Here is a 13,323-nt window from a genome sequence, read left to right as displayed (position 1 = left end):
TCCTCTAGCGCCGTGCCTGCGGTCGCGCGCCGCCCTGCGTCTTGATCGCGCGCAGTACTTTCTCCGGCGTGATCGGCAGATCGTCGATGCGGACGCCAACCGCGTTGAAGATCGCATTGGCGACGGCCGGCAACACCGGATTGGCGCACATCTCGCCGGGGCCCTTGGCGCCGAACGGACCATCCGGCGCAGGGCGCTCCAGCACGGCGATGTCGTGCGGGCAGATATCGCCGGGGCCCGGCATCAGATATTCGACGAAATCGCGGGGGCCGTGAACGGGGTCGGGATAGTAGGGCTCCGGCGTCTCGTACAGCGCATGGCTGACGCCCATCCAGGCGCCGCCGACCAGCTGCTGCTCGACCAGGCGCGGATTGAGCGCGCGGCCAAGCTCGTAGGCGGAGTCCATGCGCACCATCGCGACCTCGCCGGTCTCGTCGTCCACCTCGACCTCGGCGACCAGGCAGGCATGGGCGTAGCAGGTTGCCGGCGACATCTCGCCGGTCTCCGGATCGACGTTAGAAAGGGGGACGAGGAAGATGCCACGGCCGGAGATGGTCTTTCCCTGCTTGAACTGCGCGGCGATCGCGACGTCCTTGGTCGAGATCGAGCGGTGCGGCGCGCCCTTGACGTGGATGTTGCCGCGTCCGTCGGTCTCGAGATCGGCGGCGTTGACCTCCAGCTCCTCGGCGGCGGCCTCCATCATCACGCCGCGTGCCTCGCGGGCCGCGGCCATCACGGCGTTGCCGACGCGGTGGGTGCCGCGCGAGGCGAACGAGCCCATGCAATGCGGGCCGGTGTCGGAGTCCGCCGTGTCGACATAGACGTCCTCCACCGGCACGCCCAGCGTCTCCGCGCAGATCTGCCGTGTCACCGACTTCATGCCCTGGCCGAGGTCGATCGACGACAGCGCCACGGTGAACTTGCCGCTCGGATTGGAGTGCACCAGCGCCTGGCTGGGGTCGCCGCCGAGGTTCATGCCGATGGGATAGTTGATCGACGCCATGCCGCGTCCGCGATGCCGGGTCATCTAGCGCCTCCTGGTGCCGAAGACGGAGGAGAAACGGGTCGCGCCATGCGAGGGCGCAGCGGGCCGCGGGGGAGGCGGCGCCGGTGGTGGCGGCTCACGCGGCGGTTCGCGGGTGACCGTCGGCGGAAGCCGGTCATAGGTCGTGCGCTGCTGCGCGGCCACCGCTGGCCGGCTGCGCGAATCCGCCGGTGTCGGCGGGATCACGGCGCGGCTGCCGCCGCCGTCCTTGCGCGAGGACGCCCGCTTGAACTCGTCGCGGATCGGCCATTTGGCCTTTTCGGCCGCGACCTGGACACATTCGATCAGCGCGGTGTTCTTGGCTTCGCGCCTGTGCGCCTTCATGTCGCCGTCGCGATAGGCGTTCAGGATGCGGAACTCCATCGGATCCATGCCGACGAGGTTTGCCAGCTTGTCCATCTGGCATTCGATGGCAAAATCCATCGCCGTGACGCCGAAGCCGCGCATCGCGGTTGCAGGCGTCCGGTTGGTGAAGACGCAATAGACGTCGCCATAGACGTTCGGGATGGTGTAGGGGCCGGGCAGGTGCGCGGCGCATTTCACGGCGGCGTAGCTGGACAGCCGCGTATAGGCGCCGCTGTCGAAATAGGCGCGGATCTTGCGCGCGACGATGCGGCCGTCACGCATCACGCCATCCTTGATGTAGATGCGCTCGGCGCCGCGCGGCGGGCCGTATTGCATCTCCTCCTCGCGGCCGAACACGTAGCGCACGGGGCGTCCCGTCAGCATCGCCCCCAGGATCGCGAGCGGCTCGGTCAGCGTGTCCACCTTGCCGCCGAAGCCGCCGCCGACGGTGCCGCCGATGAAGTGGAAGGTGTTGGACGGCACGTCCAGGATCTTGGCGCAGGTGTCGACCGAGAAGAACAGCGCCTGCGTCGAGGTGTAGACGACGTAGCGGCCGTTGGTGTCGGGCGCGGCGATCGCGCCGTTGGTCTCGGTCGGCGCGTGCTCGATCGGCGACATCTGGTAGCGCYGCTCCAGCACGTGATCGGCGGTCGCAAGCGCCGCATCGGCGTCGCCGAAACGCAGGCGCTGGTGATCGTAGACCTCGTGATAGGTGAATGTGTTCTTCGGGTAGGTCTCGTTGACCACGGGCGCGCCGGGCTTCAGCGCGTCCTCGACGTCGAATACCGACGGCAGCACCTCGTAATCGACCTTGACCTTGGCGATCGCCTCGAAGGCCTCGCGCTCGCTGTCGGCGACGATGGCGACGATCGGCTCGCCCTTGTAGCGGACCTTGTCGACCGCAAGCGACGGCTCGTCGTCCTTGCCGAAGTTGATGAGGCTCAGCAGCGTGTTGAGATTAACCGGCACGTCGGTGCCGCGGATGATCCGGCGCACGCCGGCCGAGCGCTCGGCCTCGGTGGTGTCGATACGGCGGAGCCTTGCATGCGCCTCGGTCGAACGCACGACCTTCAGGTGCAGCATGCCCTGGAGCTTATGGTCGTTGAAATAGCTCGACGTGCCCGTGACGTGGCCGAGCATGTCCTGCCGCTGCGTCCCCTTGCCGATTTCCTTCAAATTATCGTCGCGCTCGTCGGCGAAGATGTCTTTGCGCAATTCCAGCATGATGGGGATCCTCAGGCACTCGCTCGGCTGCCGGAAGCAGCGAGGATGGCGTCGATGATGGGCTCGTAACCGGTGCAACGGCAGATGTTGCCGGAGATCGCCTCGACCACCTCGGCGCGGCTCGGGGCGGGGTTGCGGTCGAGCAGGGCCTTGGCGGCCATCAGCATGCCCGGCGTGCAATAGCCGCACTGGGCGGCAAAATGGTCGGCGAAGGCGCGCTGGAGCGGATGCAAATTCGGGCCCTGCTTCATGCCGTCGAGCGTCTCGACCGCGCGGCCGGCGACGGTCTCGGCCAGCGTCAGGCAGGAAAGGTGAAGCTCGCCGTCGATCAGCACGCTGCACGTGCCGCAGCCGCCCTGGCCGCAGCCGAATTTCGGCGTCATGTCGCCGATCAGCTCGCGCAGCGCGACCAGCAGATTGGTGCCGCCGTCGACGAAGATCGCGACGTCGCGGCCGTTGTGACGAAATTGCAGGGGTATCTTGGACATGACGATCTATTCCTGGCCGGACAGCAGACGCCGCAGATGCACGCCGACGATCTCGCGGCGATACCAGGCGCTGCCGAGCGCGTTGTCGGATGGCGATGTTCCTTCGGTCGCTGCGGAGGCGGCGGCCGCGATGGTCGCGGCATCCAGCGCGCGGCCCTCGAGCGCGCGCTCGGCTGCGCGGGCGCGGATCTGCGTCGGAGCCATCGAGCCCAGCGCGATGCGGGCGCCCGCGATCCGGCCGCCGCTGACCGGCAGATGCGCGGCGAGGGTGATGACCGAGCCGCCCTTCGGCTTGATGCGCGCGATCTTGCGATAGTGGAAGGCTTCATTGCTGGCCGGCCGGGTGCAGGACACCGACAGCACCAGTGTCCCGGCCTGGCGGTCGCGCGCCTGCAGGAACTCTTCGATCGGAATGTCGCGCGCGCCAAAGCCGCCTTGCACGGCGACGGTGGCGTCGAGCGCCAGCAGCGCGACAGTGAAATCGCCATAGGGATTGGGGGCGAAGAGATTACCGCCCACGGTGCCCATGTTGCGCACGGCGGGACCGCCGATCGAGCGGGCGGGGGCATGCAGGAAGGCGAGGTCTCGTTCGGCGAGGACACGCGCGAAGGTGACGCCGGCCCCGAGCGTCACGCGCGGACCGGATGCGTCGATCCGGGTCAACGCCTGGTCGTGGGCGCGAACGACGGTCGAGATCGTGACGTCGCCCTCGTTCAGCGCGCGCATCACCAGCGTGCCGCCGCCGAGATAGCGCGCGCTGCGGTCCGAGGACAGCGCCCCGGCCGCTTCGCTGGCGCTCGAAAAAGTCTTCACTGTCACGGCCATGATTATGCGGCCTCCTTCAGATGCCGCCGGATCGCCTCGAACCCGGCCTGGTAAATGTCTTCGGCGACCATGTGGGTGATGCGGTCCTTGTCTTCCGGCCTCGTGGTGAAGCGTGACTCCCAATGCCAGAAGGTGCGGTCGCCGTCGGTGACCGGCAGCAGCCGGACATGGGCGACGTAATTGAACATCGGCACCGGCGTATCGAGCAGGCAGTAGCTGAACGACTGTTCCAGATCGGACAGCGCCAGGAGCTGCTCCCGCAGCTCGGAGCCGTCCTTCAGCTTGAAGCGCCTGACGCAGCCGATCTTGTCGGAGGATTGTGCGCGCTCGATCGTCGAGGTCGCAACCGCCGGGTGCCAGCGGTCGTGCCCGTTGAAATCGCGCAGCAGGGACCACGCCGCATCGGTCGGTGCGTCCAGGATCGTGCTCTTGACGATATGCGGCACGGCTAGGCCTCGGTTGTTTTTTTCACCTCGTCCCGCTTGCGGGGAGAGGTCGGCGCGAAGCGCCGGGTGAGGGGGAGTCTCCGCGAGTCCAACTGCCGCCGTCCCCGGAGAGACTCCCCCTCACCCCAACCCTCTCCCCGCAAGCGGGGCGAGGGGGCGAAGCGAGCCTTGACGAAAGAGTGTTGAACCACGTCAGCCTCCAAACACGCGCTTCAGCGCGTCAAAGCCGCCCTGGAACACGCCGCCGCCGATATTGTTGACGAGCTCGGTCTCGCGCTCCGGCGCGCAGTCGAACTCGGCGGTCCATTCCATGAACGTCTGGTCGCCGTCGGTGACGGGCGTAAGCCGCAGGGTGGCGACGTAGTTCTCCACGCCCATCGGCGATTCCAGGATCGAGTAGGTGCAGAACATGTCGTAGTCGGAGAGGCCGAGCAGCTTCTCGCGGATGCGGTCGCCGTTGCGCAGGCGAAAGTCCCTGACACATCCGATCTTGTCCGAGGGCTCGCCGCCCTCGATCCGGCTCTCCGCAATCGCCGGATGCCAGTTCGGCAGGCCATTGAAATCGCGCACCCGCGCCCAGACGCGGTCATTGCGGGCATTGACGACGGTGGAGACGTAGACGCGGGCCATGAACGCGATCCTCAGCTCTTCTTCCGCGGCCCACGCTCGGCCGGCGGTTCGCCTTCAGCGGAGGGCGCTGCGGCGGGCTTGTCGCCGCCTCCACCGCCGCTCTTGCGGGCGGACTCCTTGATGCCCTGCATGTCGCGGGCTTCGCGGATCAGGCCCGGCATCTTGGCGAGGCTGCCGCCCTCGACGCCGATATCCGACAGGAGGGAATCGATCAGCGGCGCCTGGACGCGGTAGCGCAGCGCCGAGTCGATCACCTCGTCGGTGGCGCTGCGGCCGCCATTGCCGCCATGGCCGTTGCCGTTGAGCCCGTCCACCTGGAGGATGCGGATACCCTCGATCTTCTCCATCGGCTTGACGCTTTCGCGCACGATGCCCTCGATGCGATCGAGCAGCTTGCGGCGGAACAGCGAGTAGCGAGCCTGATCCGTGAGGACGTTCTCGGCCTCGTTGAGCATGCGCTGCGCTTCGGCCTCGACGGTGGCGCGGACGCGCTCGGCGTCGGCCGCGATCCGGGTCTCCTCGGCCTGCTTCTCGGCGAGCAGAACCTCGACCGTCTTGCGCCGCCTTGCGATCTCGCTCTCGCGCGCGGTGATGACGCGCTCGGTGGCTTCGGTCGCGTGGATGCGGGCTTCTTCCGCAGCAGCGCGCGCTGCGGATTCTTCCAGAGACTTCTGATGAATGGCGATGGCCTTCTCCATCAGGACCGTCTCGACGTCCTTTTCGCGGTTGACCTCGAGCTTGCGCAGCTCGCGCTCGCGGCCGATGCGAGCCTCGTCCAGGCCGCGATCCGACGCGATCCGCGCGCGCTCGACCTCCTCGCGCGCGGCAATCTCGGCCTCCTGGAGCGACTGGACGCGAGCGACCTCGAGCTGCTCGATCGCGCGGCGGCGCTCGATCCGCGCCGCTTCCAGCGCCTGCTCGCGCGACACGTCGGTGGTCTCGACGTCCTTGCGCGCGACGATCTCGGCCTGCTTGACCTGGCGGTCGGCATCGATCCGTTCCGAGCGCTTGGTGGAGAGCGCGATGACGCGGTCCTCGTCCGCGATCTCGATCGCCTTCTTCTGCTCGATATTGAGCACTTCGCGCTTCTTGGACGAGTTGATTCGTTCGGCCTCGAGGGCGAGATCGACGCCGATGCGCTGGCGTTCGATCGCGTCGCGCCGCTTCAGCTCGGCCGCCTCCAGAACGCCGGTGCGCTCGATCTCGAGCGCGCGGGTTTCGCGCTCGGCCTGGATGCGCTCGGCCGCCACGGTCTTCTCCTGCGCAATCCTGGCGGCCTCGATCGCTTCGCGCGAGGCGATATCGGCTTCCTCGACGGCGCGGTTGCGGGCGATCTCCAGCGAGCGCACCCGTTCTTCCTGGGCGATGCGGGAGGCTTCCGTGGCCTCGCGCGCGACGATGCCAGCGACGTCGAGGGTCTGGTTGCGCTCGATCTCGAGCTGCCGCGTGTTCTGCTCGGCAGCGATGCGCTCGGCGGCCAGCGTCCGTTCGCGGGCGATGCGGGCGGCCTCGACCGCGCGCTGCGCCTCGATCTCGGCCTCCTGGATGGTGCGGACCTGCTGGATTTCCAGGGCGCGGGTGCGCTCGTCCGAGGAGATGCGCTCGACATTGACCGTCATGGTCTGGGCGATGCGCGCCTTCTCGGTCGCCTCGCGTGCGGCGATCTCGGCCTCCTCGACGGCGCGGGTGCGCTCGATCTCGCGGCGCCGCGTCTCCTCCTCATTGGCGATACGGGCATCGGTGACGACGCGGTCCTGCTGGATGCGGGCCTTCTCGATCGATTCGCGTGCGGCGATCTCGGCTTCCTCGACGGTGCGCATGCGCTCGATCTCGCGCTGGCGCACCTCGCGCTCGGAGGCAATGCGGGTGGTGTCGATCGCGCGCTGGTTGGCGATCCGGGTCTTCTCGATCTCCTCGCGCGCCAACAGCTCCTTTTCCTCGATGGTGCGGGTTCGCTCGATCTCCTTCTGGCGGGTCTCCCGCTCCGAGGCGATGCGGGCTTCGGCAATGGCCTGGTCGTTGGCGATCCGCGCTCGCTCGATGGTCTCGCGCGCGGAGATCTGGGCTTGTTCCGCCTCAGTCTCGCGCAGTGCGCGTTCGCGGGCGACTTCGGTGCGCTGGAGCGCGCGGCGCATCTCGATGTCGCGTTCCTGCTCCAGCCGCGCGGTCTCGCTCTCGCGCTCGATCTCCAGCGCCTGCCGCTCGGCCTCGAGATTGCGGGAGCGGATCCTGATCATCGAGTCCTGCTCGATGTCGTTGCGCAGCTTCCGCTTCGCCTCGATGTCCTCCATCAGGCGGGTCAGACCTTCGGCGTCGAACCGGTTCGAGGGATTGAAGAATTCCAGGTCGGTCTGGTCGAGATCGGTGATCGCGACGGACTCGAGCTCGAGTCCGTTCTGGGCAAGGGCCTCCGCCGCATTGGTCTTGACGCGCACGACATAGTCGCCGCGCCGTTCGTGCATCTCCTCCAGGGTCATTTCGGACGCGACCGACCGGATTGCGGAAATGAACTTGCCGGCCAGAAGTGCGTGGAGCCGTTCGGGCTCCATGGTGCGGCGACCGAGTGTGGCGGCCGCGATCGAGACGGCCTCCTTGGTGGCCTGGACGCGGACATAGAAATCGGCCTCGATATCGACGCGCATGCGGTCGCGGGTGATCACGGCGTCCTGGCGGGAGCGCACGATGCCCATCGGCAGCACGTTCATGTTGACGGGCGTGTAGTCGTGGATGAACGGCAGCACGAAAGCGCCGCCGTTGATCACCACGCGCTCGCCGAGGAAGCCGGTCCGGACGAACGAGGTTTCCTTGGACGAGCGATGGTAGAGCCAGTTCACGATGTAGACCGCCACGACGATCACGATGATCGCGACGATCAGCCAGAGGATCAACTCGCCGACCAATATCCCTGACATCTTGTCCTCCCTCGAACTTTAAAGGCGTTATCGTGCGCCGATCGCCTTGAATTGCCGTACCTGTTCCGTCAGGGCCCGCTCCACGGGCAGTCGCTCCATCGAGGACGCGCCATAGAAGCCGTGACAGTTGCGGGTGTTCTTCATGATGAAATCGGCGTCCGCGGGATCGGCGATGGGCCCACCATGCGCGAGCACCAGAATGTCCGGATTGACGCTGAGCGCGGCCGAGGCCCAGGTGTCGATGCGCGCCGGGCAGTCTTTCAGTTTCGGCGCCGTCTGCGCCCCGATCGTGCCGCCGGTGGTGAGCCCGAGATGGCAGACGATGATGTCGGCCCCGGCTATCGCCATCGCGGCGGCTTCCTTTTCGCTGAAGACGTAGGGCGTGGTCAGCAGGTCCTTCTCGCGCGCCTTCGCGATCATGTCGATCTCGAGCGCGTAGGACATCCCGGTCTCTTCGAGATTGGCGCGAAACACGCCGTCGATCAGGCCGACCGTCGGAAAGTTCTGCACGCCGGCAAAGCCGAGTGCCTTCAACTGGTCGAGGAACACGTCCATGTCGCGGAACGGATCGGTGCCGTTGACGCCGGCGAGCACCGGCGTCTTGCTGACGACAGGCAGAACTTCGCCGGCCATCTCCAGCACGATGGCGTTGGCATCGCCGTAAGCCATCAGCCCGGCGAGCGAGCCGCGGCCGGCCATGCGGTAGCGGCCGGAATTGTAGATGACGATGAGGTCGACGCCGCCGGCCTCCTCGCATTTGGCCGACAGGCCGGTGCCGGCGCCGCCGCCGACGATGGGCTCGCCGCGTCGTGCCATCTCGCGGAACCGCTTCAACAATGCTGCGCGTTCAAACCGGGCCATCGGTCACCTCGCTAGTCGCCGGCGCGCCCCAGCGCGGCCGAACAGCGTTCGGAACGCAGCTGCGATGGTGGAGGCGAACTCGGGATCGTTGATGTTCTTGGGGACACGAATGAGCTGACGGTTGGCGGTCTGCCGCACGGACCGCTCCAGCGCGCGGAACAGCGCTGCGTCGGCATCCGGATCCCAGAATGGCCGCCCGCGCGCGTCGAGCGCGGAGACGCCGCCCTCGGGCAGGAAGAAGCGCACGGGCCCGTCCATCTGGTTGAGCTTTTCGCCAATCCAGCGGCCGATGCGCTCGTTCTCTTCCGCCGTGGTCCGCATCAAGGTCACCTGCGGATTGTGGACGTGGAACTTGCGGCCGCGGTAGCGCTCCGGGATGGTGTCGGGCGCGCCGAAATTGACCATGTCGAGTGCGCCGACCGAACCGACATAGGCGGCGCGTGTGCGGATGATCGCACCAAAGCGGTCTTCGGTCGCGGGAAACACGCCGCCCATCAGGAGGTCGCAGACTTCGGTCGTGGTCAGGTCGACGACGCCCGCGAGCTGGCCGGTCTCGACGAGCTTCTCCATCGAGCGGCCGCCGACGCCGGTGGCGTGGAAGACGAGGCACTCGAACTCCTCGCGCAAATCGGCGGCGATCTTCTGCACGGCCGGCGTCGTCACCCCGAACATGGTGATGCCGATCGACGGCAGGCTGGCGGCGGTCGCGCGCTCCCTGGCTTCGCGCTGATCGAGACGCGCCTTCACCATGCCGGCGATGGCATTCGCGCCGTTCGACAGCACCGCGCGCGAGATCGCGTTGAGCCCCTGCACGTCGGTGACCGAATACATCATGGTGATGTCGGCGGGCCCGACATAGGGCCCGACATCGCCGGAGGCGACTGAGGAGATGATCAGCTTCGGCACGCCGACGGGCAGGGCACGCATGCCCGGCGCAACGAGCGATGCCGCACCCGAGCCCCCGGCCGTGATCACGCCGGCGATATTGCCCTGCCGCCGCAGCCAGTTGGCGAACGCATCCGCCATCGCGGTGACGGCGGCGCCGCGGTCCGGGCCGAACGCGGCCGAGCCGCCGCGTCCGTGGTTGAGCGCGATCTCCTGCGCGGAGACGTCGCAGCTCGCTTGCCTGCCGCTGGTGGAGACGTCGACCAGCCGTGTGCGCAGGCCGCTCTCCGTGATGATGTCGCGGATGAAGCGCAGCTCGGCGCCCTTGGTGTCGAGCGTGCCGACGACCAGCACCACCGGCGGTCCGGATGTCTGCGCCGTCGCCGGCTCGTGCTTGCGCCGCGCGGTCTCGTCGAGACGCGCAACCTGCGTCGAGAGCGTGCGTGCGGCGGCTTCGATCCGCGCGATCGGGACCGGCTGCGACCAGCGCGTCGGCAAGGTGGGGTTGGAGACGTAGATCCGGATCGGCCCGCTCGGCCGCGACGGCTGCGGGACCGGCTTCGCCTCGGCGCCGGCAGCGGGCGCATCGGTATCCGGCTCGAGCGCCGCATGCAGTCCGACGCCGAGCAGGCGCTGCTGGAGCTCGCGATCGGCGGCAAGCCGCGCCGAATCGATGATGCGGTTGATGCGGCCGTTGACCATGATCGCGACATTGCGCGAGACCGCGGTAGCGACGCCGATGTTCTGCTCGATCACGAGCACGGCCATGTCGCCGTCCTCGCCGAGCCGCAACAGCATCTCCTCGACCTGTGCCACGATGACGGGCGCGAGCCCCTCGGTCGGCTCGTCCATGATCAGCAAATGCGGATTGGTGAGCAGCGCGCGCGAGATCGCGAGCATCTGCTGCTCGCCGCCGGAGAGCTGGCCGCCGCCATGGTCCTTGCGCTCKGCGAGACGCGGGAAGGTGTCGTAGATGCGCTCGACGGTCCAGGCGCCGGATCGCATGCTGCCGGCGAGGCGCAGATGCTCGTCGACGCTGAGCGAGCGCCAGAGACGGCGGCCCTGCGGCACATAGCCGACGCCGAGGCGGGCGATGTGGGCCGGCGAGCGCCGTGTGACGTCCTCGCCGCGGACGCGGATCGATCCGCCGCTCACGCCCACCAGACCCATGATCGCCTTGCACAGCGTGGTCTTACCCATGCCGTTGCGGCCGACGACGGAGAACACGCCGCTCTCCAGGGACAGGTCGACGCCTTGCAGCGCGTGCGAGTGGCCGTAGTAGACGTCGAGGCCGCGGACCTCGAGCGCGGCGGCTGTGCGGCGGGCCTCATTCATGGCCGCCTCCGAGGTAAAGCTCCTGCACCTCGGGATCGGACTCGATCTCCTGCGGCAGGCCTTCCTTGAAGACGCGGCCGTTGTGCATCATCGTGACGCTCTCGACGACGCGCAAGGCGACGTCCATGTCGTGCTCGATGATGATGTAGCCGATATGGGCCGGCAGCGAGGTCAGGATCTCGATCAGCTCCTGCCGTTCGGTCGGCGACAGACCCGCGGCCGGCTCGTCGAACAGCACGAAGCGCGGGGCACCGGCGAGCGCGAGCGCGATCTCGAGCTGGCGCTGCTGGCCATGCGCGAGCTCGGCGACGCGCTGGTCCTTCACCGCGGTCAGGTGCACGGCCTGCACGAGGTTGTCGGCGGCGTGCATCAGGGCGTCGTTCTGTCCCGGGCGCAGGAACGAGAAGCGTCCGCGCGAGATGCCGCGGCAGGCGAGATAGACGTTGTCCTGCACGGTGAGGCCGGGGAACAGTGCCGAGATCTGGTAGGTCCGGCGCAGCCCGCGGCGGATGCGTTCATAGGGCGGGAAGTGCGTGACGTCCTCGCCGAAGAAGCGGATCGTGCCGGAGGAGGGCGGGAAGTCGCCGGTGATGCAGTTGAACAGCGTGGTCTTGCCGGCGCCGTTCGAGCCGAGCACGGCGCGCCGCTCGCCCGGACGCACGGTGATGGTGACGTCGGTCAGCGCTGCCAGCGCGCCGAACAGCCGCGTGACGCCGCGCAGCTCGAGCGCGGCGCCGGCGCCGACGGCGGAGAGGCGTTGGGCGACGCTATCCATGGCCGTGCGCTCCACCCGAACGGCCCGTCGTGGGGCGATGGCTCTGGCGCCAGCGCTGCCAAAGGCCGATCACACCGTCCGAGGACCAGAATACGATGGCGAGGAAACCGAGCCCGATCAGCAGCCGGAAGCGGTTGCCGTCGAGCCCGAACTTGATCAGGACATCGAGCGCGAAGGTGCGCAGCAGCACGAAGATCAGCGCGCCGATGAAAGGACCGATCGGGCGCGTGATGCCGCCGACCACGGCGATGATCAGGACGTCGATGCAGGCGCTGACGCTGACCGAGCCCGGCGAGATCTGGCGGTAGTTCCAGACCTGGAGCACGCCGGCGAGCGCCGCGACGAAGGAGGCGAAAGCATAGGCGGCGACGCGGTGCGCATTGACGTTGAAGCCGAGCGCGGCCATGCGGCGCGGATTGTCGCGCACGCCTTGCAGCGCGAGGCCGAACGGCGCGCGGGAGATGTAGTCGACGGCGAAGTAGCACAGCGCGGCGACCGCGAGCACGACATAGTAGAAGGGAATGTCGGCGCGCCAGTTGACGCCCCAGAAATGCGGCGTCGCGACGGTGTTGATGCCGGTGTGGCCGTTGAAGATCGCCCAGTTCTGATTGGTGAAGTAGTAGAAGGCCGCGCCGATCGCAAGCGTGATCATGATGGTGTAGATGCCCTCGGTGCGGACGGCCAGCGCGCCGCCGAGCGTGCCGAAGATGGTCGCGAGCGCGAGCGCCATCGGGACCGCGAGCCACCACGGCCAGCCGAGGCTGATATTGGTGTTGGCGCTGACGCCGAATACGGCGACCATGTAGGCCGCAAAGCCGGCGATGGTGAGCTGCATCAAGCTGACCATGCCACCATAGCCGGCCAGGAACATCAGGCTCAGCGCCATGGTGCCGAGGATCAGCGTGGTGGCGAAGATCTCGATCAGGAAGAAGCCGTTGGCGATAAGCGGCATGATCAGGAGAACGACCGCGACGATCCAGGCGGCGGGATTGTCGATCTCCGGCCATCCCCGTGCGGACGGCTGCGCCGTGGTGGCGGGGCGGACGGCAACGCGGGCGTCGTGGGCGAGGGACATATCAGCGCCTCGCCAGCAGGCCCTGCGGCCGGATCGCCAGCACCAGCACCATGATCAGGAAGGTCACGACGATGGCGTAGGTCGGGATGTAGACCGAGCCGAGCTGCTCGGCGAGGCCGATGATGAGCGCGCCGAGCGCCGCACCGGGGATCGAACCCATGCCGCCGACGATCACCACCACCAGCGAGGCGAGCAGGAAGCGGATGTCCTCGCCGGGGGACAGCGACTGGAAGGTGCCGCCGACGACCCCGGCGATGCCGGCAAGCCCGGCGCCGAACGCGAACACCAGCACGAAGACGAGCTGGATGCGGACGCCGGTGGCGGCCAGCATGTCGCGATCGTCGACGCCGGCGCGGATGATCATGCCGATCCGGGTGCGGTTGAGCGCGAGCCACATGCCGACGCCGATCACGACGGACGCTGCGAAGATCACCAGCCGCACCACCGGATATCGGAGGTAGACCGGCTCGCCCGAGG

12 protein-coding genes are annotated in these 13,323 nt (G+C 67.9%); all 12 read right to left on the bottom strand.

Annotated elements, in window-relative coordinates:
- Positions 1-4: 4 nt before the first annotated feature.
- The gene (locus AC1D00_RS00060) at positions 5-1,027 is read right to left on the bottom strand and encodes a xanthine dehydrogenase family protein molybdopterin-binding subunit (protein ID WP_027548907.1); all 1,023 of its coding nucleotides are present in this window, start codon (positions 1,025-1,027) and stop codon (positions 5-7) included.
- Positions 1,028-2,614, bottom strand: a complete 1,587-nt coding sequence (locus tag AC1D00_RS00055; RefSeq protein WP_477009228.1) for a xanthine dehydrogenase family protein molybdopterin-binding subunit — start codon at positions 2,612-2,614, stop codon at positions 1,028-1,030.
- 11 nt (positions 2,615-2,625) lie between these two features.
- A complete protein-coding gene (locus AC1D00_RS00050; RefSeq protein ID WP_027548905.1) occupies positions 2,626-3,102 on the bottom strand; it encodes a (2Fe-2S)-binding protein in 477 nt (158 codons plus the stop codon).
- Between the two features lie 6 nt (positions 3,103-3,108).
- The gene (locus AC1D00_RS00045; RefSeq protein WP_477009227.1) at positions 3,109-3,927 is read right to left on the bottom strand and encodes an FAD binding domain-containing protein; all 819 of its coding nucleotides are present in this window, start codon (positions 3,925-3,927) and stop codon (positions 3,109-3,111) included.
- Between the two features lie 2 nt (positions 3,928-3,929).
- Positions 3,930-4,373, bottom strand: coding sequence for an SRPBCC family protein (locus AC1D00_RS00040; RefSeq protein ID WP_477009226.1), 444 nt, complete (start codon positions 4,371-4,373; stop codon positions 3,930-3,932).
- A gap of 192 nt (positions 4,374-4,565) precedes the next feature.
- Complete coding sequence (locus AC1D00_RS00035; protein WP_011086163.1) at positions 4,566-5,003, bottom strand: SRPBCC family protein; 438 nt, start codon at positions 5,001-5,003, stop codon at positions 4,566-4,568.
- 11 nt (positions 5,004-5,014) lie between these two features.
- Positions 5,015-7,915, bottom strand: coding sequence for a flotillin family protein (locus tag AC1D00_RS00030; protein WP_477009225.1), 2,901 nt, complete (start codon positions 7,913-7,915; stop codon positions 5,015-5,017).
- 27 nt (positions 7,916-7,942) lie between these two features.
- On the bottom strand, positions 7,943-8,776 hold the full coding sequence (locus tag AC1D00_RS00025; RefSeq protein WP_027548901.1) for a phosphoenolpyruvate hydrolase family protein: 834 nt from the start codon (positions 8,774-8,776) through the stop codon (positions 7,943-7,945).
- A gap of 3 nt (positions 8,777-8,779) precedes the next feature.
- On the bottom strand, positions 8,780-10,996 hold the full coding sequence (locus AC1D00_RS00020; RefSeq protein WP_477009224.1) for a Tm-1-like ATP-binding domain-containing protein: 2,217 nt from the start codon (positions 10,994-10,996) through the stop codon (positions 8,780-8,782).
- Positions 10,989-11,771 carry an ABC transporter ATP-binding protein gene (locus tag AC1D00_RS00015; RefSeq protein WP_011086167.1) on the bottom strand — a complete coding sequence of 261 codons (783 nt, stop codon included), beginning with the start codon at positions 11,769-11,771 and terminating at the stop codon, positions 10,989-10,991. The genes AC1D00_RS00020 and AC1D00_RS00015 overlap by 8 nt, the downstream gene beginning before the upstream one ends.
- On the bottom strand, positions 11,764-12,846 hold the full coding sequence (locus AC1D00_RS00010) for a branched-chain amino acid ABC transporter permease (RefSeq protein WP_477009223.1): 1,083 nt from the start codon (positions 12,844-12,846) through the stop codon (positions 11,764-11,766). The genes AC1D00_RS00015 and AC1D00_RS00010 overlap by 8 nt, the downstream gene beginning before the upstream one ends.
- A gap of 1 nt (position 12,847) precedes the next feature.
- The coding region (locus AC1D00_RS00005; protein WP_477009222.1) for a branched-chain amino acid ABC transporter permease at positions 12,848-13,323 on the bottom strand (476 nt) is incomplete at its 5' end.

This window comes from Bradyrhizobium sp. P2_E8 (genome assembly GCF_056403875.1).
The sequence above is the reverse complement of the archived record's forward strand: the minus strand, read 5'-3'. Positions and strand labels throughout refer to the sequence as shown.

What these genes read in the sequence shown, in the direction of transcription:
- AC1D00_RS00050 (WP_027548905.1), bottom strand. Translation starts at nt 3,102, where the DNA reads ATGTCCAAGATACCCCTGCAATTTCGTCACAACGGCCGCGACGTCGCG.
- AC1D00_RS00015 (WP_011086167.1), bottom strand. Translation starts at nt 11,771, where the DNA reads ATGGATAGCGTCGCCCAACGCCTCTCCGCCGTCGGCGCCGGCGCCGCG.
- AC1D00_RS00025 (WP_027548901.1), bottom strand. Translation starts at nt 8,776, where the DNA reads ATGGCCCGGTTTGAACGCGCAGCATTGTTGAAGCGGTTCCGCGAGATG.
- AC1D00_RS00010 (WP_477009223.1), bottom strand. Translation starts at nt 12,846, where the DNA reads ATGTCCCTCGCCCACGACGCCCGCGTTGCCGTCCGCCCCGCCACCACG.
- AC1D00_RS00045 (WP_477009227.1), bottom strand. Translation starts at nt 3,927, where the DNA reads ATGGCCGTGACAGTGAAGACTTTTTCGAGCGCCAGCGAAGCGGCCGGG.
- AC1D00_RS00030 (WP_477009225.1), bottom strand. Translation starts at nt 7,915, where the DNA reads ATGTCAGGGATATTGGTCGGCGAGTTGATCCTCTGGCTGATCGTCGCG.
- AC1D00_RS00035 (WP_011086163.1), bottom strand. Translation starts at nt 5,003, where the DNA reads ATGGCCCGCGTCTACGTCTCCACCGTCGTCAATGCCCGCAATGACCGC.
- AC1D00_RS00060 (WP_027548907.1), bottom strand. Translation starts at nt 1,027, where the DNA reads ATGACCCGGCATCGCGGACGCGGCATGGCGTCGATCAACTATCCCATC.